This window comes from Hymenobacter gelipurpurascens, assembly GCF_900187375.1.
Taxonomy (GTDB): domain Bacteria; phylum Bacteroidota; class Bacteroidia; order Cytophagales; family Hymenobacteraceae; genus Hymenobacter; species Hymenobacter gelipurpurascens.
Genome location: NZ_FYEW01000001.1, coordinates 78,688 through 99,844 on the forward strand (window position 1 = coordinate 78,688; position 21,157 = coordinate 99,844).

The following is a 21,157-nucleotide window of genomic DNA, read 5'->3' on the forward strand; positions in this document are numbered from 1 at the left end:
AGTGGCGTATTTTACAAGGGCCAGATAGGGGTTTTTACACTTCATCGGCCACATCCGACGCTTCGGTAACAGCAAATTTCATCTGCCTCAACAGCGGGCCACTTTTGGTCCATCACTTCGCTGCCACTCCCGATGAAACGTCTGCTACTCCTCACTCTGCTGTTCCTGACCCCGGCTCTAGGCCTGTTGGCTCAAATTCCTACCACCGTCAGCGGCACCATCCGCGATGCGGCGGGGCAGGCGCTGCCGGGCGTAAACGTGTTTCTTAAAACCACCTTCGATGGAGCCAGCACAGACTCGCTAGGCCACTTCCGGTTCGAGACTGCGCAGCCTGCGGGCAGCTACGTGTTGCAAGCCAGTCTGCTGGGATTTGTGACGGTAGAGCGGCCCGTAACGCTGAACCAGGAGCCGTTACGGCTGGAATTGGTGCTGAAAAGCACACCCCACGCCCTGAGCTCTGTGGTGATTACGGCTGGCGCATTCGAGGCCAGCGACGAGCACCGCAGCGCCGCCCTCAATACCCGTGACGTGCAAACCACCGCCGGCGCCCTGGCCGACGTGTCGGCGGCGTTTAACACGCTGCCGGGCACCACGCGGGTAGGGGAGGATGGCATGCTTTTCGTGCGGGGCGGGGCTGCTTCCGAAACCAAAATCTACCTCGATGGGCTGCCTGTGCAGAACCCCTACAACGCTACTGTGGCGGCGGTGCCCGCGCGGGGCCGGTTTTCGCCTTCGCTGTTCAAAGGCACAGTGTTCAGCACGGGCGGCTACTCTGCCTTGTATGGGCAGGCGCTATCAGGCGTGCTGCTGCTGAACTCCACTGATCTGGCCCCCGAAACTCAAACCGGCGTTTCTGTGAGTTCCGTGTTTGTGGGTGCCTCCCGCACTAAGCGCTGGGAGCGGACGTCCCTTGATGCCACCCTCGACTACACCAACCTCACACCCTACCAGCACCTGCTGCCCCAGAACGTGACGTGGTTTCAGTCGCCTAGGGGAGTGAATTCCTCGGTGGGGTTGCGCCACCGCACCGGGCAGGCGGGCATGCTGAAAGTGTATGGTACATGGAGCCAGCAGCAGCTCCGCATCGGACAGCCGAGCCCCGAGCCGGCCGGCACCCAGCGCGTGGCTCTGCGCAGCACCAATGGCTACCTCAACACCACTTTCCGAAGCCCTTTGCGCCACGGTTGGAGCTTGCAGAGTGGCCTAGGCCTGAGCCGCGACGACCAGCACCTCGCTCCCGACGCCGTGCGCCTTCGCACCCTGGAGCAGGCCGCTATTGCCCGCGTTGTACTCATCAACGACTCCGCTGCGGCGCGCTGGAATGTGAAAGTGGGCGCTGAGGTGCTGGCCCAGAAAGTCGTGCAGCAGGTGCAGCCCGATGCCGCAGTAGCTACCACCTACACTCCGTCGTTTGTGGAGCGCCGCGTAGCGGGCTTCGTGGAAAGCGACTTCCAGCTCTCCGACCGGCTGGCGGGCCGCCTGGGCGGGCGCGCCGAATACTCGGCGCTGCTAGGCCACTGGAACGCCGCCCCGCGCCTCGCTCTGGCTTACCAGACCACCGAAAACAGCTCCCTCTCCGGCGCCTACGGCCGCTTCTACCAAACGCCCGACAACAGCCTGCTGCTGGTGCAGCCTAACCTGCGCTTCGAGCAAGCCACGCACTCGGTGCTTACCTACCAATACACCCACGACCGGCAGCTGTTGCAGATAGAGGCCTACAGCAAAACCTACCGCCACCTCACCCGCTTCGATGGTCAGCAGGTGCGGGATGCCGCGGCCTACAACAACGGTGGCTCCGGCTACGCCCGCGGCCTAGATATCCTGTGGCGCGACCGGAAAACCGTCAAGAATCTGGAGTACTACATCAGCTACGGTTTCCTGGATACCAAGCGCCAATACCGCCAGGACCCCGTGGCGGCCGTGCCCACGTTTGCGGCGCGCCATAATGTGTCGGTGGTGGGGAAATACTGGGTGCAGAGCCTGCACATGCTGCTGGGTGCCACCGTCAGCTACGGCAGCCCCCGCCGCTACCACGACCTGAACGCACCTGAACAAGGCTACAACCAGGGCCAGCTGCCCACTTATCAGGATCTGAGCCTGAATGCCAGCTACATCACCCGTCTGTTTGGGCAGTACACCGTGGTGCACCTGGCCGCCAACAACGTGCTGGGCCGCCAGAATGTGTACGGCTACCGCTACGCCAGCCAGACTGGCCTAGACGGCACCTACAACCGCGTGGCCATCACGCCCACTGCCCCACGCATGGTGTTTCTGGGCGTGTTCATCTCCATCAATAAGAACCGCGCTGCCGACGTGAATGAGCGGCCGGAGTAGATTTTGTTGGCTAGTAGCTGTCGGCTTAGTGAGGGGTTGGGTTTCGAAACTGCTAACAGCTACTTGAACACACTTCATCCGGATAATCCGACGCTTCGGTAACGGCAAATTTCTTCCTGGCTGGGGCTAGGCCACCTTTGAATCATCAACCACCACAAACCCTTCTTCGCATGAAAACTACCCTGTTCACCTTCGCCCTCGTAGCCGCTTCTTTTGCCTCCCTAGGCCAGTCGGCGGCTCCCATTGCTGCTCCCACTACGGCGGCAACGGATGCTTACACCACTATGATGGCCGCCACCATTCAGGAGTTGATGAGCACGGGCGACGCCGCGAAGCTGAAACAGGTAGATGCCAAGCTGGAGCGCGCGGCCGCCGTGGCTCCCAAAGAGTGGCTGCCGCGCTACTACCAGGCCTACGCCCGCCTCATTACTTGCTTCGTGACCAAGGAAGATGGCGACACCAAAGACAAGTACCTCGACCAGGCCGAAGCGGCCCTGGCGCAGGCCCAGAACCTCGGTGCTGAGGAGTCGGAGCGGCTGGTATTGCAGGCGTACATTTACCAGGCCCGTCTAGGCGTGTCGCCCATGCTGCGCTCCATGAAGTACTCCGGAATGGTGATGGAAACTCTTGCTGAAGCTAAAAAGGTAAACCCTGCTAACCCACGCATTTACCTGGTGCAGGCCAACAACGTGTACTACACCCCCGCTATGTTTGGGGGCGGCGCCGATGTGGCTAAGCCCTTATATGAGGAAGCCAAGACCCGCTTCACGGCCTTCCAGCCCAAATCGGTGCTGATGCCCAACTGGGGTGAGCGGCAACTAACCGGCCGCTTGAAGAGCTACGAGACGGCTTCCACTAATTAATCTGCACAAAGAGTTGGCCGCTAGCCGGTCAGGCTGAGCGCCGGGGAAGCATCGCACGCGCTGACGTTGCCAGGTTGTAGTGACACAACATGTTGCGTCTGGGTGCCGGAACAACTGGCCTAGAACAGCGCAACCTGAGCATCGACAAGAGGCCACATATTGCGTCTCGTCGTTGCTCAGTCTCTGGTCTAACCAAGGCAAGCGGATACTTCTAGGCCACACTAGCCAGCCGTTTTTCAGTAACTTTTCGCCTACTTTATCAGCCTAGTGAGGCAGTCACTTATGCTTGAATCTGTTGCAGCCTCGTCGCCTACTATGCTTGCCGAAGCCACTCAACCCGCGCCGAAGTACTCCGCTGCCGATCTGGGCAAACACTACCCGCACCGACGCTGGATGGTGATGTTGGGCCTGATGCTGGTTATGTCTGTGGGCCTGACATTCCTGTTTTGCCGGGACTGCAAGATCTGGAGCGAGGATTTTCTGGTCACATTTGGCTACAACTTCTGCTACACCACTGGCCTATGGCTGGCCAATGGCTACCCCAACGAATGGCTTAACCGCCGCGTCGATTGGACGGTGCAGCCCATCCGACGCTTTCTCATCACGCTGGCATTCTCGCTGGTGATGTCGGTGCTGGTTATTCTGCTGGTTACGGGCGGCTTCCTGGTATTTTATCATCACCGGCCGCTCAGCTCGCTTACGTGGCGGCCGTTTGTGGTGCCGCTGCTCATTACGGTGGTGGTGTCGTTGTTTCTGCACAGCCGCTCGTTTTTGCTGGGGTGGCGCGAAGCGGCTATTCAGGCCGAGCGCCTGCAGAAGGAAAATGCCCAGGCCCAGGCCGACAGCCTGCGCCGACAACTCGACCCGCATTTCCTGTTCAATTCCCTGAATGCCCTGACCTCGTTGGTGGAAGAAAACGACCCAGCCCGCGCCTCTCGCTTTATCCGGCAGCTCAGCCAGGTGTACCGCTACGTGCTCGATAGCCAGGAGCAGGAAGTGGTGCCGCTGGCCGAGGAAATTCGCTTTGCAGAGGCCTATCTGTTTTTGCAGCGCACCCGCCTGGGCGAAGGGGTGCAGGTAGAAATGCACCTGCCGCCCGCCACCGAGCTGGAAACGCTACTGGTGCCACCGCTGGCCCTCCAGTTACTGCTCGAAAATGCCCTCAAGCACAACGCCACTTCCCAGCGCGACCCGCTCCACATAAGTATCCGGCTGGATGCGCCGGCCCGAACCCTTGTGGTGCGTAACACCCGCCGCCCGCGCCGCCTCGCCGAGGGCGAATCCATGGGCCTGGGCCTCAACAACCTCAAGGCCCGCTATGCCTTCCTCACCACTCAGCCGGTGTCGGTAGAACAAACCGATACCGAGTTCAGCGTGACGCTGCCCGTGCTGGAATTGCGGTAGCGAAGTGGCCTAGCACACACTTTCCCGCTACCTTGGCCGCTACTTCATTTTCCTCTATTGCTTTCTCAGAATACTCCCTGCTGCTATGGCCTCAACCGCTACCCTTCGGGCCCTGATTATTGAAGATGAGCCGCTGGCTGCGCGTCGCTTGGCGGAGCTGCTACGCAAGCAGCCGGTGCCGGTAGAGGTAGTGGGCAAGGCGGAGTCGGTGGCCGAGGCGGAGGCATTGTTACAGGCAGTGCGGCCGGCACCGGATGTGCTGTTTCTGGACATCCATCTGGCCGATGGGCTGAGCTTCGAGCTGTTTGAACGCCTCGAAATCACCAGCCCCGTCATCTTCACCACGGCTTATGATAAGTATGCGCTGCGGGCCTTTAAAGTGAACAGCGTCGACTATCTGCTCAAGCCCATTGACCCCGAGGAGCTGACGGCAGCCCTGGCTAAGCTGCAGCGCCAGCGCGAAGCTGCAACCCCCGCCTTCGATGCGAACCTGCTGGCCCAGGTGCTGCGCCAGGCCCAGCCGGCCAAGGAGTATAAGTCGAGGTTTGTGGTACGGGTAGGGGAGCACCTGAAGGCCATTCCGGTAGAGCAAATTGCGTACTTCGCCAGCCTCGAAAAGGTGACGCTACTGCACACTCGTGAAGGCCGCAAGTTCGTGGTGGACTACACGCTAGAACAACTCGAAGGCATACTCGACCCGACAGAGTTCTTCCGCCTCAACCGCGCCTACCTGACCCACGCCGAGGCCATTCACGACATCATCCACTACACCAACTCCCGCCTCCAAACCATCCTCAAGCCCACCGCCCCGGACAACGACACCGTGCTGGTGAGTCGGGAGAAGGTAGCTGCGTTTAAGGCGTGGCTGGATAAATAATCAGGCTTAATGGGTAGGCAACTTATAAACAGACCGTCATGCTGAGCTTGTCGAAGCATCTCTACCTCTGACTACTCAACTGGCCTAGGCCTATTGCAACGAAGCGGTAGAGATGCTTCGACAAGCTCAGCATGACGGTCTTTTGCAGTCGTTCTAGTAAGCTTCTTGTTCACCCTTCCAACCAGCTCTTCACCGCCGCGGCTTTCTCCCGGCTTACCAGCACCTCGTCACTGGGGGCGGGCTGCAGGTCCAGCAGCAGCTTGCCATTGAAATGCGGGTGCAGGCGCTGCACGGCAGGGAGTTGGGCAATGAACTGGCGGTTGATCCGGAAGAACTGCGTGGGGTCCAGCAGGCTTTCCAGTTGCTCTAGGGTGTAGTCGACCACGAAGCGGCGGCCGTCGGTGGCGGCGAGGGTAGTGGTTTCGTGGCGGCTCTGGAACCAGGCCACTTGTGCGGCGGGCAGGGGCAACAACTGTTCTCCGCTACGCACTAGGAAGCGGGTTTTGTATTGGCGGTCGGGGCGGGGCAGCGCATCCAGCAGGCGCTCCAGGCGGTGGGCCGTATCGTCCTTTTCGGGGAGAGGGGCGGCAGGTGCTTGCGGAGCCGTGCGCCACTCCCGCAGCTTGGTGAGGGCGGCCTGCAACTCGGCCAGTTTCACGGGTTTCAGGAGGTAGTCGACGCTGTTGGCTTTAAAAGCCCGGATGGCGTAGGCGTCGTAGGCCGTCGTGAAGATGACAGGGCTGCGTACTATAGTTTGCTCGAATACTTCGAGGCTGAGGCCGTCGGCGAGCTGAATATCGGATAAAATTAGGTCGGGCGCGGGGTGGGCATCGAGCCACTGCAGAGCGCCCGCTACACTATCGAGCACGGCAACCACTTGCGCTTCGGGTGCCGCTTGGCCTAGCAGGCGCTGCAGCCGTTCGGCGGCCGGATATTCGTCTTCGAGTAGCAGAACTGTCATCAGTATAAAGTGTGCGAGCTAGAAACTGGCCTTCATTAGAGGGCTGAAAAACCATTCGTAAAATGTTGTCACGAACGGCAGATATAGGGCAAAATACCACGTCCAGGCCATAAAAAGCAGCTGCAGCGGAATCCGGAACCAGAGGTAGCGTGGGCCTGGGCCATCGGGCGTGCCGGTTTGGTAGTTGAGGTGGCCTAGCGCCGCGTAAATGTTGGCTGGCAAAATCAGCACGAAGAAAGCCAGCAGACAATAGGCAGTTCGCTCACGCCATTCGGGTAGCAACATGCCTACCGCGGCGGCCAATTCCAGCACCCCCGTGGAGTACACCAGAGCTTTCTTCGCGGGCAAAAATTCCGGGAGCATCCGCATCATGCCTTGGGTAAAAGCAAAGTGCCCGATGGCGGTAAACACCAGCATGGCCGACATAGCTCCATTGCCAGCCAGCACAAAATCAGCCTGGCCCTGCAGGAAGTAGGTGCCGGCCGCCAGCACACCAAATGCAAGCAGAAGAACGAGTAGTGGTTTCATGGCAAGCAGCGTAAAAGAGTGGCCTAGGAGGCGCTCAGCAGCGGCAGCCGCACCCGAAACCAACCGTCTGCAGATCTGACTTCTACTAGCCTAGGTGCCCGCAGCAACTCGTATCGGTGGCGCACGTTGCGTAGGCCAGTTCCGGTGCCGGGTGCCAGGCCCGCCGTGCGCGGCCGAAGCGTATTTTCAACGGTGAAATAGCCTGCCGCGGTATCGGCCGAGAGGCGCAGCTCCAGGGGGTGCTCTCGCGAGGCCACGTTGTGCTTCAGGGCGTTTTCTACCAGCAGTTGCACGCTTAAGGGTGCTACGAAGTGGCCTAGCGCAGCGGACGGCACGGCGGTAGTTACGCGCAGGTTGTCGCGGAAGCGGGCTTTGTGCAGGGCCAGAAACGTATCCACAAAAGCCAGCTCTTCGGCCAGCGGCACGGTGGTTTTGTCGCGGGTCAGGAGCACGTAGCGGTACACGTCGGCGAGTTGCTCCACGAACTGTTGGGCGGGCTCGTTCTCCGGCTCGATGAGGGCGGAAAGAGTATTCAGGTTATTGAACAGGAAATGCGGATCTAGCTGACTTTGCAGCGCTTCCAGCTGACTTTGCACGCCGGCACTCTGAAGCTGCTCGGCCCGGCGCACATTCTCGGTCCATTGCTGAAAGAAGTGGCGGCTTTCGTAGATGAGCTGTACCACCACCGTAGGCACCATGTTCAGTCCAAACTCAAACCAGAAGGTGGCCGCATCTAGCTGCCCGCCCTGCGTCCAGGCCGCCACATTGCCCAGGCCTAGCGTGACCAACATGGCCGTGAGCGTGTTGGTGCCGGCCAGCCACCACAGCCGCCGGGCAGTCTGCTCTACCCGCGGCATGCGCCGGAACAGGCCTAGCCACAGCGCCCGCCCCGACAGCCAAAAGGCCGTAGTAAATACCAAGGATATCAGCCACGCCACCACCAGCTCCTGCCAGCTACGCACATGCAGCAGCCCGCGCGGCAGCAGTACCAGCAGCGCCAGCACGGGCACCCCGATAAACACAAACCGCCGGTCGTTGAGCGGGTGAAGAGGCGAAAGCGCGGCAGGCTCAGGCATGGTTACGACTTGCGGGGAAGTTTCTGCACGAAGCTAACGACTGCCTGCTTAAACCGGGCGGGTTGCTCCAGAAAGGAATTGTGCTTACCAGGCAGCACAACTACCTGCTGCTTCGGAAACCGAAAGGTCTGGGGAGTAGCCCCGGTGGTGCGGTCGTCCTGGCCTACAATCACCAGGGTAGGCATGGTGAGTTGGGCCGAAGCGGGCACATAGTCCTGGCCATAATCGGGCAGGCGGCCGCTGAATACCTGCGCGGCAAAGTCCTGGTTGGCAGGCACCGCCCGGCTTACGCGGCTGGCGCGAGTGGCCAAGGAATCGGCGGAGTACTGGAGCTGGTAGGCCAGTTTCTGCTGTTGAAGCGCGCCCATCAGCATGCCAAAGCGCTGCATCAGGGGCAGGGCGGGGTTGGGCTGCGCGGCGGTAGGCAGCAGCGAGGTGCCGTATTGCAGCATGCTTTCCAGAGAAGCCGTGGGATTTAGCACGCCATTCACGAGCACTAGTGCCTGCACCCGCTCGGGGTGTTGGGTGGCGTAGGCCGTGGCAATGGTGCCGCCAAACGAGTGCGCCATCACCACCCATTTCTCTAGGCCTAGGTGCTGCCGCAGCTCTTCCAGATCCTGCACCATGCGGGCCATAGAGTAGTCTTTGCGTGCAGAGCTAGCAGAGCGCCCACTACCGCGCTGGTCGAAATACACCATGCGCAGCTGGTCTTCGAGTTGGTTACCGCCCAGCTTCTCAAACGAGTAGCTGCCCGCGCCGGGTCCGCCGTGCACAAACACACACGGTGTGCCCTTGCCTGAGACCTGGACAAACAGCTTAACTGAATCGGAAGTGAGCAGGGTAGTAGCACCGTTGGTGAGCGTGGCCGGCTTAGTTTGCGCTATAGATTGGCCTAGGCCAGTCAGGAACAGCAAGCAGGCGAACAGGAAACGCATCGGACGGAGTTGAAGGCTGGTCATGGGAGTGTGGAGTGGCAGTGAAGGAATGACTAGGGGCGCAACTGCATCAAACCTCCAGAAAATCACGGCTCATTTCCAGCCTAACCAAGTCGAAACGCCCCAGCAGCAGGGCGAAGTGGCGGAACGAATGGGGCCAACTGAGGGAGGGGCTACGGCCTAAATAACAAGAAAGCCCAGCCGCCCGGCATTGCTGCCGGACAACTGGGCTAGGGTCCCCACCCATACTTCTTCTCTAAATAATAGTGCTCATCCCGAGCCTGATGTTGTTGCGGTGCACCTCACAATCGGCAATGTCCAGCACGCTGTAGGCAATGAAGTTGCCCACCTGCTCGGTGGTATACAGCGTGGTTGGGTTAAGCTCCGGCGTTACTACTCCTTGGTCGAGGGCGTGCTGCACGGCGTCGCGCACGCAGTCGGCTTCCTCTTGCAGGTGGAAGTGGTCGAGGAGCATGGCGGCCGAGAGGATGGTGGCAATGGGGTTGGCAATGCCTTTGCCCTTTGCCTGCGGGTAGGAGCCGTGGATGGGCTCAAACAGCGCCGCACCATCACCCACGGAAGCCGACGGCAGCAGGCCTAGCGAGCCGGCAATAACCGACGCCTCATCCGAAATAATATCCCCAAACATGTTCTCCGTCAGGATGACATCGAACTGGCGCGGGTTCAGGATGATTTGCATGGCCGCGTTATCCACGAACAGGTAGTCGAGGGCTACGCTGGGATACTCAGGTGCAATGTCCTGCACGGTTTCGCGCCAGAGGCGGGAGGTTTCCAGCACATTGGCCTTATCCACCAGCGTGAGCTTGTGGCGGCGCGTTTCGGCGGCCTTGAAGGCGCGATGCGCAATACGCAGGATTTCGTCGCGCGAGTAGGTGCAGTTGTCATAGGCCCAGGTGCGGTCCTCGCTACGGCCTTTCTCGCCAAAGTAAATGCCGCCGGTCAGCTCCCGGAAGATCAGAATATCGGTGCCCTGAATACGCTCGGCTTTCAGCGGCGAATGTTCCAACAGTTGGTCGTAAGCCGTGATGGGGCGGATATTGGCGTACAGGCCTAGGGCCTTGCGCAGGCCTAGAAGGCCCTGCTCGGGGCGCACCTTGGCTGTGGGGTCGTTGTCGTACTTGGGGTCACCGATGGCGCCGAGCAGCACCGCATCGGCGTGGCGGCAGGCGTCGAGGGTGGCATCAGGCAGCGGGGTGCCCGTAGCATCAATAGCGCAGGCGCCCATCAGCTGGTAATCGAACTCGAACTCGTGCCCAAAGCGGCTGGAAATGGCGCGCAGCACGCGCACCGCCTCGCTACATACCTCGGGGCCAATACCGTCGCCGGGCAACACCACAATACGCTTGCTTAGAATACCCATGACCGCTGTTGTTCGTAGGCCGTGATGGCCGCCTCCTGGCTGATTAGAAAATCGATGTCGTCGTACCCATTGATCAGGCACTCTTTTTTGTATAGGTCTAGGTCGAAGTGAATGACCTCATTTCTGCCTGGTACGGTGAGCGTTTGTGCCTGCAAATCCACGGTCAAGGCGGCCTGCGGATTTTGCGCCACCACCTCAAACAGGCCTAGCAACACCTCATCCGACACCTGCAAGGGCAGCAGGCCCGTGTTGAGCGCGTTGCCCCGGAAAATATCGGCGAAGTAGCTGCTAATAACCACTCGAAACCTTGCATCATACAAGGCCCAGGCGGCGTGCTCCCGGCTGGAGCCGCACCCGAAGTTCTTGCCGGCCAGCAGAATCTGGTGGCCTACGTAACGGGCATCGTTCAGCACAAAATCGGGCTTAGGCTGCCCGTCCGCGGTGTAGCGCCAATCGGCAAAGAGGTTCTCGCCAAATCCTTCGCGGGTCGTCGCCTTCAGAAAGCGCGCCGGAATAATCTGGTCCGTATCCACATTTTCTATCGGAAGGGGCACCACGCCGGAGCGCAGCGTCTGGAATTTTTCCATGGGGTGGGGAAGGGAATTATTTACACAAGAGTGTCATGCTGAGCGCAGTCGAAGCATCTCTACCTCTGGCTAACTCTAAGTGGCCTAGGCCTCTTGCAACGAAGCAGTAGAGATGCTTCGACTGCGCTCAGCATGACGGACTAATGAGTGGTTTTTATGTTAGTTTAAATACTGTGTGATGTCAACCAGACGGCCTTCTACAGCGGTGATGGCCGCTACCAGTGGCGAGGCCAGCAGGGTGCGGGCGCCAGGGCCCTGGCGTCCTTCGAAGTTGCGGTTGGAGGTGGAGACGCAGTAAGCACCCGCCGGAATCTTGTCGTCGTTCATGGCCAGGCAGGCGCTGCAGCCGGGCTCGCGGAGCTCGAAACCTGCGTCGGCCAGCACCTTGTCGAGGCCTTCGGCAATGGCTTGCTGCTCCACTTGCTTGGAGCCGGGCACGATGATGGCCTCCACGTGGGCCGCCTTCTGCTTGCCCCGCACGTAGGCCGCCACCGTGCGCAAATCCTCAATGCGCGAGTTGGTGCAGCTCCCAATGAACACGTAGTTAATTTCCTTGCCCAACAGCGACTCGCCCGGCTGAAAGCCCATGTAGCGCAACGACTTGTCGAAGCTGGCAGCCTCGCTACCCCCATTAAGCATCGGAATGTTAGCCGAGAGCGGAATGCCCATGCCGGGGTTGGTGCCGTAGGTAATCATAGGCTGAATGGCCGAAGCATCGAACTGAAGCTCCGCCTCAAACACCGAATCCTCATCGGAGTACAGCGTTTGCCAGTGCGCCACGGCCCGGTCCCAGTTCTCGCCCTGGGGCGCAAAGCGCCGGCCTTTCAGGTATTCGAAAGTAGTAGCATCGGGGGCGATTAGGCCGCCACGGGCGCCCATCTCAATGCTCATGTTGCAAACCGTCATGCGGCCTTCCATGCTCAGGCTCCGGATGGCGCTGCCGGCGTACTCTACAAAGTAGCCAGTCGCTCCGCCGGTGCCCAACTGAGAAATGACATACAGAATCAAATCCTTGGCCGAAACACCGGGCCGCAGGTCGCCATCCAAGGTGATGCGCATGCGCTTGGGCTTATCGAGCAGCAGGCACTGCGAGGCCATTACCTGCGTTACTTGGCTGGTGCCAATACCGAAGGCAATGGTGCCAAACGCGCCGTGGGTGGAGGTGTGGCTGTCACCGCACACCATCGTTAGGCCCGGCTGCGTGATACCCAACTCCGGTCCAATGACGTGCACAATGCCTTGGTACCGGTGGCCTAGGCCATACAATTCCACGCCAAACTTGGCGCAGTTCTCTGTGAGCTTATCCACCTGAGAGCGGGACAGCGGGTCCTGAATCGGTTGGTCCTGGTGGCGTGTGGGCACGTTGTGGTCGGCGGTGGCTACAATCTGCTCCGGGCGGTGCAAGGTGAGGCTGCGGGCCGTTAGCTCGTCAAACGCCTGGGGGCTGGTTACCTCATGAATCAGATGGCGGTCGATGTAAAAAACCGTGAGGCCGCCAGCTACTTCGCGCACCACGTGCGCGTCCCAAATTTTATCAAATAAGGTTTTAGACGACATGAGAGAGGGTGGGATAATTAATCGGAACGACATGCTGCTATTACTGTTACTCCACCGTCACCAACTGCTCTTGCTCCACCATCACGTGCAAGTCGTCGTCAACCACTTCTTTCTGGCGGTCGGCCAGCACGAGGAACGAGGCGTAGGCTTTATTGAGCGCGGTGCGGTCGAAGTCGTAGCCGATTTTCTGGAGGCGGTAGGCCAGGGCAGCGCGGCCGGAGCGGGCCGTAAGCACGATGGCCGAATCGGGCATGCCCACCTCGCGCGGGTCAATGATTTCGTAGGTCTCGCGGTGCTTAATGACACCGTCCTGGTGGATGCCGCTGGAGTGCGAAAACGCGTTGGCGCCCACAATAGCCTTGTTCGGCTGCACCGGCATCGACATGAGGTGCGACACCATGGCTGAGGTTTCGGCGAGCAGTTTGGTGTTGATGCCCGTTTCGAAGTTGAGGTAGGGATGCTGGCGGAGCACCATTACGGCTTCTTCCAGAGCCGTATTGCCAGCCCGCTCGCCCACGCCATTGATGGTACATTCTACCTGCTGGGCGCCGTTGAGCACGCCCGCAATGGAGTTGGCGGTGGCCATGCCCAAATCGTTGTGGCAATGAGTAGAGAGACGCACGTGCTCAATGCCACGCACATTATCCGCGAGGTATTTGATCTTGGCGCCGTATTCACTGGGCAGGCAATAGCCAGTGGTATCTGGGATGTTCAGCACCGTAGCGCCGGCGCGGATAGCGGCCTCGCAGACTCGGGCCAGAAACTCATTGTCGGTGCGGCCCGCGTCTTCGGCGTAAAACTCCACGTCTTCCACGAAGGATTTGGCCAGCTTCACGGCCGCCACGGCGCGCTCCAAGACCTTCTCCGGGGTAGTGCAGAGTTTGTACCGGATGTGCGAATCGGAGGTGCCAATACCCGTATGAATGCGCGGATATTTTGCTGATTTCAGGGCCTCGGCGGCTCTAACAATATCGGTTTCCACCGCCCGAGAAAGGCCGCAGACCGTAGCGTAGCGTGTCTGGGCCGCAATGGCCGCCACCGCCGCAAAGTCGCCGGGACTCGATACCGGAAAGCCGGCCTCAATTACGTCCACACCTAGTAGCTCCAGCTGGCGGGCAATCAGCAGTTTCTCGTCCCGGTTCAGCTTGCAGCCCGGCACCTGTTCCCCGTCGCGCAGGGTCGTGTCGAAGATGTGGATTTTTTGAGTCGCCATGTCTCTTGGGTTCAGTCAGCGAAATGTGCTGCCCGCAAGTACATGGCCTAGGTGTGCGAATGAAAACAGTTTGTTGGCAAGCCTACTATTTCTAAAAGATGATTTATAAATTATAAATTACTGATGATGAATTGATTGTATATTAATGAAATACAATGGCCAACATCCTAAAGAACGTAGCTCCCCTCCTCAGATGAGGAGGGGCTGGGGGTGGTTGAAATGCCTAGAACGACTCTATTTAGAACAACCTATCAGCCCGTCATGCTGAGCTTGCCGAAGCATCTCTACCGGTTCGCCGCTGTTCTAGGCCAGTAGGTTAGCCAGAGGTAGAGATGCTTCGGCTCCGCTCAGCATGACAGGCGTTGTAAACAACGATTGGACAACCACCCCCAGCCCCTCCTCATCTGAGGAGGGGAGCTACGTTCTTTCAAATCGAACTACACCAGCAAACTTAGGAAATCTTGCTTGCCGTTGAGGTATTCGTAGCCGAAGCCTTCGGCGGCCATGCGTAGCTGAATGCCCTCTATGTCGTGAGGGCGCTGCACTTCTAGGCCTATAAAGACGGGGCCTTTTTCCTTGTTGTTCTTCTTGATGTACTGAAACTGGATAATGTCGTCACCTTCGTGGAGGACGTGGTTCACGAAGCGGCGGAGGGCACCGGGTTTCTGGTTGAAAGTCACCAGGAAGTAGTGCTTGCGGCCTTGGTGGCGCATGGCGCGCTCCTTGATGTCCTCCATGCGGGTGATATCGTTGTTGGAGCCACTGAGCACGCACACCACCGTTTTGCCCCGGATCTGGTCGGCGTACTGGTGCAGGGCCGAGACGCTGAGCGTGCCGGCCGGCTCCAATACAATGCCTTCCTCGTTGTACATCTTCAGCAGGTCCTCGCAGACCTGGCCTTCCGGTACCAGCGCCACCTCATCCAGCAACTCCCGGCACAGCTCAAAAGTCAGCTCGCCGGGGCACTTTACGGCGGCCCCATCCACGAAGCTCTCGATGTGCTCTAGAGGTTGGCGTAGGCCAGTCTGGATAGCGCGCTGCATGGAAGGTGCGCCCAGCGGCTGCACGCCAATGAGCTTAGTATGAGGGCTCAACTGCCGAAACACGCTGCTGACGCCTGAGGCTAGGCCACCTCCGCCAATGGGCATGAAGCAATAATCAATGGAGCCGGGCGCGTCGCGCAGAATCTCTAGGCCTACGGTGGCTTGGCCCTCCACAATGGCCAGATCATCGAAGGGGTGCACGAAGGTTCTGCCGCGCTGGTCACAGAAGTCTTTCGCGGCCTTGTAGGTATCATCGAAGGAAGCGCCAGTCAGGACAACTTCTACCTGGTCTTTCCCGAACAAGCGCACCTTGTTTACCTTCTGAGCCGGGGTTTGGGCCGGCATGAAAATATGGCCTCGTAGCCCCAGCAGCTGACAGGCGTAGGCCACTCCCTGCGCGTGGTTGCCCGCGCTGGCGCACACCACATCCTGCCCCGACTGCTCCCTGCTCAGACCAGCCATCTTGTTATATGCCCCCCGAATTTTGTAGGAACGCACCACCTGCAGATCCTCGCGCTTCAGATACACCTGCGCCCCGTAGGCGTCCGATAGGCCTAGATTGTGCTGGAGCAGCGTTTTGTAGATAACGCCGTCCAGCGTGCGCGCCGCCCGTTCCACGTTTTCCAGCCGCACCGTGGGGGCAGAGGTTAGGGTTTCTGGTTCCATAGGGGTAGTTATGAGCAGAAAAAAAGAACGTCATGTCTGGACTGCGCTAGACATGACGTTCTTGATTATTCAAATGGCTATTAGCTTAGTTCTTCCACCTTTTCGGTGGCTTTGGAGCGCAGCTCACGCACGGTGGCTCCTGTCTGCCACAGCTCCGAGTCGCGCACTTCTTTCAGCTCCGCTTCCAGGTCTTGGCGGTAGCCAGGGGTAGAGCCACGCTGGATGGTGCGGGCGGCTTCTTTGCCGGAAGCTACACTGTCGTAGAGCTCATTGAGCACGGGCAGGGTGGCTTCGCGGAAGCGACCTTTCCAGTCGAGGGCGCCGCGCTGGGCGGTTACGGAGCAGTTGCTGAACATCCAGTCCATGCCGTTTTCGCCAACTAGGGGCACGAGGCTCTGGGTGAGTTCTTCCACGGTTTCGTTGAAGGCCTCAGAAGGGGAGTGGCCGCGCTGACGCAGCACTTGGTATTGAGCCTCTATGATGCCCGCCAAAGCGCCCATCAGCACGCCCCGCTCGCCGGTGAGGTCGGAGTACACTTCGCGCTTGAAGTCGGTTTCAAACAAGTAGCCCGAGCCTACCCCGATACCGAGGGCAATAGCCTTCTCGTAGGCCTGTCCGGTAGCATCCTGGAACACCGCAAACGACGAGTTCAGGCCACCGCCCGCCACAAACAGGCGGCGCAAGCTGGTGCCGCTACCCTTGGGAGCTACCAATACCACGTCCACATCAGCAGGCGGAACGATGCCGGTTTGGTCGTTGAACGTGATGCCGAAGCCGTGTGAGAAGTACAGCGTTTTGCCGGGCGTGAGTTTGGCTTTCAGCGTAGGCCACACCGCAATCTGGCCGGCATCGGAGAGCAAGTTGGCGATGATGGTGCCGCGCTCCGCTGCTTCTTGAATGTCGAAAAGTGTTTCGCCTTCTACCCAGCCATCGGCTTCCGCCTTGCTCCACGACGCAGAGTCGCGGCGCTGCCCAATGATGACGTTGAAACCGTTGTCGCGCAGGTTCAGCGCCTGGCCGGGACCCTGCACGCCGTAGCCAATCACGGCAATGGTTTCGTCTTTTAGGATAGCGCGAGCTTTCTCTAAAGGAAATTCGTCGCGAGTAACTACGTGCTCTTCTACGCCGCCAAAGTTGATGGTTGCCATGATGTTGGGTATTGGGTTGGAAGATGAATTTGTGTCGGTTTGTTGGCTTTCTGGCCGTCATGCTGAGCGGAGTCGAAGCATCTCTACCTCTGGCTAATCAACAAGCTTAGCAATGACTCAACGAAGTGGTAGAGATGCTTCGACAAGCTCAGCATGACGTTCTTTTTTGCTCACGACGGCAAGCGTTTTTACATCGTGAACACCTTGTCGCGGCTGTTGAGGTAATCGTTTTCACTGACCTCGTGGCTGGGTTCCACTCGCTCAAACTCGCGGAGTTTATGGTGAAAGCCCTGGCTGTTTTTGATGATGGCAATGCGGGCCGAGCGCACAAACTCAATAAGGCCGTAGGGGGCCAAAACGGACAGGAGTTTGTCGGTTTCCTCGCGGTGGCCGGTGGTTTCGAATACCGTATAATCTTTCCGAATCACCACGACGCGGGCGCCATGTTCTCGTAGCAGGCGCTCCACAATCACGCGCTCGGCAATGACGTCAGTGGGAACTTTGTACAGCGCCATTTCCTGCCAGATCACGTCCTCGTTGGTATTGAAGTACACCTTCAGCACCTCGATCTGCTTTTCAATCTGCCGGGCAATTTTGCGTACTACCTCCTCGGTTTCCACCACCACGATGTTGAAGCGGTGGATTCCTTCGATTTCGGAAGGGGAGGTGTTGAGGCTCTCGATGTTGATTTTGCGCCGGGAGAAAATGATGGCAATGCGGTTCAGCAGTCCCACCTGATTCTCGGTGTAGGCCGTGATGTTGTACTCCTGCCGCTCGATGGGTTGCTGGTTCATGTAATTTGCCTCTATCTGAACGTCATGCTGAGCGGAGCCGAAGCATCTCGCGTGCTGACGTTGCAATGCTATTAATTACTCTCTAGCGAGATGCTTCGGCTCCGCTCAGCATGACGTTCTGCTAGGCTTTCAAATCGTTCTACTTCAACCTTATCTCCCCAACCCCACAGCCTTGGGGAACCATGGGGAAGATGTTGTTCTCCTTCGTCACCATGACCTCCAATAGGAAGGAGCCAGGGTGCTCCAGCATTTCGCGGAGAGCGGGTTGTAGCCCGGGGCGTTTATCCACTCGGCGGCCGGCAATGCTGTAGCCGCTGGCCACCATCACGTAATCGGGGCTGGCAATATCCACGAAGGAGTAGCGCCGGTCGTGGAACATCTCCTGCCACTGGCGCACCATGCCCAGGAACTGGTTATTGAGCAGCAGAATCTTCACGTTGGCGCCAGTTTGCATAATCGTGCCCAGCTCCTGGATGGTCATCTGGATTCCGCCGTCGCCGATAACGGCGACTACCGTGCGCTCCGGCGCCCCAAACTTGGCCCCAATGGCGGCGGGTAGGGCGAAGCCCATGGTGCCTAGGCCACCGCTGGTGATGTTGCTGCGCGTGTGGTTGAGCTTGGCGTAGCGGCAGGCTACCATCTGGTGCTGGCCTACGTCGGTCACGATGATGGCCTCGCCCTGGGTCAACTCGTTTAGCTGCTGAATCACCTCGCCCATGGTCAACTCGTCGGAGGTCGGGAAGAGCTCGTCCTGGATGACGGCCGCTATTTCCTCCGCGTCGTGGTCCTGGAAGCGTTGGCGCCACTCGGGGTGCGTGCGGGCTTCGATTAGCTCGGTGAGCAGGGGGAGGGTTTCCTTGCAGTCGCCCCACACCGGCACGGTAGCTTTCACGTTCTTGTCGATTTCCGTGGGGTCTATGTCGAGATGAATGACCTGGGCTTGTTTGGCGTACTTATCTAATCGGCCAGTTACCCGGTCGTCGAAACGCATGCCGATGGCAATGAGCACGTCGCACTCGTTGGTCAGCACGTTGGGGCCGTAGTTGCCGTGCATGCCCAACATACCCACGTTGAGGGGATGGCCGGTTGGCAGCGCGCCAGCACCTAGGATAGTCCAGGCGGCCGGAATACCGCTTTTCTCAATGAACTGCTTGAACTCCTGCTCTGCCTGGCCTAGCAACACGCCCTGGCCCCAGAGCACCAACGGCCGCTTGGCTTGGTTGATGAGGGCGGCAGCCTGCGCCACGTACTCGTGCCGAATAAGTGGCCTAGGCCGATAGCTGCGGATATGGGTGCAGGGTTGGTAGGGCTCGAAGTCAGCCTTCTGAATTTGAGCGTTTTTGGTGATGTCAATCAGCACCGGACCAGGCCTACCGCTGCGCGCGATGTAGAAGGCTTTGGCCAGTACCTCCGGAATCTCACGCGCATCCGTTACCTGGTGGTTCCACTTGGTAACGGGCGTTGTGATATTGATGATGTCGGTTTCCTGAAAGGCATCCGTACCTAACAGGTGCGCGAATACCTGCCCCGTGATGCATACCAGCGGCGTGCTGTCAATCTGGGCGTCGGCTAGGCCAGTCACGAGGTTAGTAGCGCCGGGTCCGCTGGTCGCGAAGACGACGCCCACCTTGCCCGACGAACGCGCATAGCCCTGCGCCGCATGGATGCCGCCCTGCTCGTGGCGCACCAACACGTGATTGAGCTGCTCCTTGAAGTCGTAGAGCGCGTCATAGATCGGGATGATGGCGCCGCCGGGGTAGCCGAATATGGTATCCACGCCCTCCGCCAGCAGCGCGTGCAGCGTGGCCTGCGCGCCCGAAAGTGTCTGGGTGCTAGGCTCTGCCGTGGCTACGGCCGTTTCAGGCGAGGTTGGCACGGGCTGGGGTTGTGGGTTCAAGTACATGGTCTTCCTGGTAATCGGTGATACAGCCGCGGCTCGCGTCGCTGACCGTGCGGATATACTTCAGCAGCACGCCTTGTTGCACGTTGGGCCAGGGCCGCTGCCACTGCTGGCGGCGTAGCTCCAGCAAGGCGTCATCTACCTGCACATCAATGGTGTTGGTGCCGGCGTCCAGCACAATCCAGTCGCCATCTTCCACTAGGGCAATGGTGCCGCCGTCGTAGGCCTCCGGGCAGACGTGTCCGATAACAAAACCGTGGGTGCCGCCTGAAAAGCGGCCATCCGTAATCAGGGCCACTTTGTCGCCTAGGCCGGCCCCAATTATGGCCGAGGTAGGCTTGAGCATCTCGGGCATGCCGGGCCCGCCCTTGGGCCCCACGTAGCGAATCACGACGACCTGGCCGGGCTGAATCTTGCCCTGCGTGATGCCTTCGTTCAGTTCTTCCTCGGAGTTGAACACGATGGCCGGACCTTCAAACCGGAGGCCTTCTTTTCCTGTGATTTTCGCAACGGCGCCCTTCTCGGCCAGATTGCCATACAGAATCTGAATGTGACCATCGGCCTTGATGGGGTTGTCCAGGGGGCGCAGCAAATCCTGCTCGGCGCCGAGAGGCTGCACGTCGGCGAGATTTTCGGCTATGGTTCGGCCTGTTACCGTCAGCAGGTCGCCGTGGAGCAGGCCTAGGTTCAGTAGCGTTTTCATCACGGCCGGCACACCGCCTAGTGCCGAGAGGTCTTCCATCAGGTACTTGCCACTAGGCTTCAGATCAGCCAACACCGGCGTGCGGTTGCTCACGGCCTGGAAGTCCTCCATCGTGAGGTGCACGCCGGCGGCGTGGGCAATGGCAATCAGGTGAAGCACCGCGTTGGTAGAGCCGCCGAGCACGGTAGTCATCACCAGGGCATTTTCGAAGGCCTCGCGCACCAAAATGCCGCGGGGCTTGAGGTCGAGTTCTAGCAGGCGGCGCAGGTAGGAGCCAGCCGTGAGGCACTCCTGCTGCTTCTCCTGGCTAACCGCCGGGGAGGACGAGGAAAACGGGACGCTCATGCCCAGCGTTTCGATGGCCGCCGCCATGGTGTTGGCTGTGTACATGCCCCCACACGCCCCCGGACCCGGACAGGCGTTGTGGATGATGCCCCTGTAATCCTCGTCCGATATCTGTCCCTGCAGCTTCTTGCCGTAGGCCTCAAAGCACGACACAATGTTGAGCTGCTGCCCCTTAAAGGTGCCCCCCTTAATAGTGCCTCCATACACCATCAGGGAAGGCCGGTTCAGGCGCGCCATGGCAATAAGGGCGCCGGGCATATTCTTGTCGCAACCCATCACGCAGGCCAGCGCATCGTAGTTGTGCGCCCCGGCCATAGCTTCAATGGAATCGGCAATTATTTCCCTGGAAACCAGGGAGTAGCGCATGCCCGCCGTGCCGTTCGTAATGCCATCCGAGACCCCAATGGTGTTGAACCGCAACCCCACCAGACCCTGCTCCTGCACGCCTACCTTCACCTGATCGGCCAGGCCATTCAGGTGCATGTTGCAGGTGTTGCCCTCGAAGCCCGTGGAGCAGATGCCCACGAACGGCTTGCGCAAATCAGCATCCGAAAGACCCGAGCCAATCAGCATGGCTTGGGACGCTGGCAGGCTGTCGTCCTGGGTGTAGATGCGGCTGTATTTATTCAGGGCCATTGGATGGAGTTTGTGCTGTTTTATCGGAGAAAAAGGCCGTCATGTCGAGCTTATTGAGAATCTCGCATGCTGACGTTGTCACACTATCTGTCATGCTGAGCGGAGTCGAAGCATCTCTACCGCTTCGTTGAGACGTTGCTAGGCCAGTTGATAGAGGTAGAGATGCTTCGACTCCGCTCAGCATGACGACCTTTTTAGTGTGCTAG

17 protein-coding genes are annotated in these 21,157 nt (G+C 59.4%); 4 read left to right on the forward strand and 13 right to left on the reverse strand.

Annotated elements, in window-relative coordinates:
- The first annotated feature begins 132 nt into the window (after positions 1-132).
- From CFT68_RS00345 to CFT68_RS00360, 4 genes are all read left to right on the forward strand, one after another.
- Complete coding sequence (locus CFT68_RS00345; RefSeq protein WP_088841445.1) at positions 133-2,334, forward strand: TonB-dependent receptor; 2,202 nt, start codon at positions 133-135, stop codon at positions 2,332-2,334.
- A 170-nt stretch (positions 2,335-2,504) separates the two neighbouring features.
- Positions 2,505-3,197: a hypothetical protein gene (locus tag CFT68_RS00350; RefSeq protein ID WP_088841446.1), complete on the forward strand. Its 693-nt coding sequence runs from the start codon at positions 2,505-2,507 to the stop codon at positions 3,195-3,197.
- 282 nt (positions 3,198-3,479) lie between these two features.
- The gene (locus tag CFT68_RS00355) at positions 3,480-4,601 is read left to right on the forward strand and encodes a sensor histidine kinase (protein ID WP_088841447.1); all 1,122 of its coding nucleotides are present in this window, start codon (positions 3,480-3,482) and stop codon (positions 4,599-4,601) included.
- A gap of 85 nt (positions 4,602-4,686) precedes the next feature.
- A complete protein-coding gene (locus CFT68_RS00360; RefSeq protein WP_088841448.1) occupies positions 4,687-5,478 on the forward strand; it encodes a LytR/AlgR family response regulator transcription factor in 792 nt (263 codons plus the stop codon).
- Positions 5,479-5,647: 169 nt separating this feature from the next.
- Here CFT68_RS00360 and CFT68_RS00365 read toward each other — a convergent pair whose 3' ends face one another.
- The 13 genes from CFT68_RS00365 to ilvD all read right to left on the reverse strand — a co-directional run bounded on the left by CFT68_RS00365 (position 5,648) and on the right by ilvD (position 20,951).
- Entirely contained in the window at positions 5,648-6,439 is a 792-nt protein-coding gene (locus CFT68_RS00365) for a LytR/AlgR family response regulator transcription factor (protein ID WP_088841449.1), read from the reverse strand.
- 18 nt (positions 6,440-6,457) lie between these two features.
- The gene (locus CFT68_RS00370; protein ID WP_088843623.1) at positions 6,458-6,967 is read right to left on the reverse strand and encodes a DoxX family protein; all 510 of its coding nucleotides are present in this window, start codon (positions 6,965-6,967) and stop codon (positions 6,458-6,460) included.
- 23 nt (positions 6,968-6,990) lie between these two features.
- The gene (locus CFT68_RS00375) at positions 6,991-8,043 is read right to left on the reverse strand and encodes a sensor histidine kinase (RefSeq protein WP_088841450.1); all 1,053 of its coding nucleotides are present in this window, start codon (positions 8,041-8,043) and stop codon (positions 6,991-6,993) included.
- A 2-nt stretch (positions 8,044-8,045) separates the two neighbouring features.
- The gene (locus CFT68_RS00380) at positions 8,046-8,978 is read right to left on the reverse strand and encodes an alpha/beta hydrolase (RefSeq protein ID WP_170934658.1); all 933 of its coding nucleotides are present in this window, start codon (positions 8,976-8,978) and stop codon (positions 8,046-8,048) included.
- 256 nt (positions 8,979-9,234) lie between these two features.
- On the reverse strand, positions 9,235-10,359 hold the full coding sequence (gene leuB, locus CFT68_RS00385; protein WP_088841452.1) for a 3-isopropylmalate dehydrogenase: 1,125 nt from the start codon (positions 10,357-10,359) through the stop codon (positions 9,235-9,237).
- On the reverse strand, positions 10,347-10,946 hold the full coding sequence (leuD, locus tag CFT68_RS00390) for a 3-isopropylmalate dehydratase small subunit (RefSeq protein ID WP_088841453.1): 600 nt from the start codon (positions 10,944-10,946) through the stop codon (positions 10,347-10,349). Before leuD ends, leuB begins: the two co-directional genes overlap by 13 nt.
- Positions 10,947-11,105: 159 nt before the next feature.
- On the reverse strand, positions 11,106-12,503 hold the full coding sequence (leuC, locus tag CFT68_RS00395) for a 3-isopropylmalate dehydratase large subunit (RefSeq protein ID WP_088841454.1): 1,398 nt from the start codon (positions 12,501-12,503) through the stop codon (positions 11,106-11,108).
- 46 nt (positions 12,504-12,549) lie between these two features.
- Positions 12,550-13,716, reverse strand: coding sequence for a 2-isopropylmalate synthase (locus CFT68_RS00400; RefSeq protein WP_088841455.1), 1,167 nt, complete (start codon positions 13,714-13,716; stop codon positions 12,550-12,552).
- A 437-nt stretch (positions 13,717-14,153) separates the two neighbouring features.
- Positions 14,154-15,425 (reverse strand): threonine ammonia-lyase IlvA, encoded by a 1,272-nt coding sequence (gene ilvA / locus CFT68_RS00405; RefSeq protein ID WP_088841456.1) that lies wholly within the window; start codon positions 15,423-15,425, stop codon positions 14,154-14,156.
- Between the two features lie 80 nt (positions 15,426-15,505).
- Positions 15,506-16,573 (reverse strand): ketol-acid reductoisomerase, encoded by a 1,068-nt coding sequence (gene ilvC, locus CFT68_RS00410; RefSeq protein WP_088841457.1) that lies wholly within the window; start codon positions 16,571-16,573, stop codon positions 15,506-15,508.
- A gap of 188 nt (positions 16,574-16,761) precedes the next feature.
- Positions 16,762-17,367 (reverse strand): acetolactate synthase small subunit, encoded by a 606-nt coding sequence (ilvN, locus tag CFT68_RS00415; RefSeq protein ID WP_088841458.1) that lies wholly within the window; start codon positions 17,365-17,367, stop codon positions 16,762-16,764.
- A 139-nt stretch (positions 17,368-17,506) separates the two neighbouring features.
- The gene (ilvB, locus tag CFT68_RS00420; protein ID WP_088841459.1) at positions 17,507-19,270 is read right to left on the reverse strand and encodes a biosynthetic-type acetolactate synthase large subunit; all 1,764 of its coding nucleotides are present in this window, start codon (positions 19,268-19,270) and stop codon (positions 17,507-17,509) included.
- The gene (gene ilvD / locus CFT68_RS00425; RefSeq protein WP_088841460.1) at positions 19,227-20,951 is read right to left on the reverse strand and encodes a dihydroxy-acid dehydratase; all 1,725 of its coding nucleotides are present in this window, start codon (positions 20,949-20,951) and stop codon (positions 19,227-19,229) included. The genes ilvB and ilvD overlap by 44 nt, the downstream gene beginning before the upstream one ends.
- Positions 20,952-21,157 lie beyond the last annotated feature (206 nt).

Coding starts and splice junctions, on each gene's coding strand:
- CFT68_RS00345 (WP_088841445.1), top strand. CDS start 133: ATGAAACGTCTGCTACTCCTCACTCTGCTGTTCCTGACCCCGGCTCTA.
- CFT68_RS00350 (WP_088841446.1), top strand. CDS start 2,505: ATGAAAACTACCCTGTTCACCTTCGCCCTCGTAGCCGCTTCTTTTGCC.
- CFT68_RS00355 (WP_088841447.1), top strand. CDS start 3,480: ATGCTTGAATCTGTTGCAGCCTCGTCGCCTACTATGCTTGCCGAAGCC.
- CFT68_RS00360 (WP_088841448.1), top strand. CDS start 4,687: ATGGCCTCAACCGCTACCCTTCGGGCCCTGATTATTGAAGATGAGCCG.
- CFT68_RS00365 (WP_088841449.1), bottom strand. CDS start 6,439: ATGACAGTTCTGCTACTCGAAGACGAATATCCGGCCGCCGAACGGCTG.
- CFT68_RS00370 (WP_088843623.1), bottom strand. CDS start 6,967: ATGAAACCACTACTCGTTCTTCTGCTTGCATTTGGTGTGCTGGCGGCC.
- CFT68_RS00375 (WP_088841450.1), bottom strand. CDS start 8,043: ATGCCTGAGCCTGCCGCGCTTTCGCCTCTTCACCCGCTCAACGACCGG.
- CFT68_RS00380 (WP_170934658.1), bottom strand. CDS start 8,978: ATGCGTTTCCTGTTCGCCTGCTTGCTGTTCCTGACTGGCCTAGGCCAA.
- leuB (WP_088841452.1), bottom strand. CDS start 10,359: ATGGGTATTCTAAGCAAGCGTATTGTGGTGTTGCCCGGCGACGGTATT.
- leuD (WP_088841453.1), bottom strand. CDS start 10,946: ATGGAAAAATTCCAGACGCTGCGCTCCGGCGTGGTGCCCCTTCCGATA.
- leuC (WP_088841454.1), bottom strand. CDS start 12,503: ATGTCGTCTAAAACCTTATTTGATAAAATTTGGGACGCGCACGTGGTG.
- CFT68_RS00400 (WP_088841455.1), bottom strand. CDS start 13,716: ATGGCGACTCAAAAAATCCACATCTTCGACACGACCCTGCGCGACGGG.
- ilvA (WP_088841456.1), bottom strand. CDS start 15,425: ATGGAACCAGAAACCCTAACCTCTGCCCCCACGGTGCGGCTGGAAAAC.
- ilvC (WP_088841457.1), bottom strand. CDS start 16,573: ATGGCAACCATCAACTTTGGCGGCGTAGAAGAGCACGTAGTTACTCGC.
- ilvN (WP_088841458.1), bottom strand. CDS start 17,367: ATGAACCAGCAACCCATCGAGCGGCAGGAGTACAACATCACGGCCTAC.
- ilvB (WP_088841459.1), bottom strand. CDS start 19,270: ATGTACTTGAACCCACAACCCCAGCCCGTGCCAACCTCGCCTGAAACG.
- ilvD (WP_088841460.1), bottom strand. CDS start 20,951: ATGGCCCTGAATAAATACAGCCGCATCTACACCCAGGACGACAGCCTG.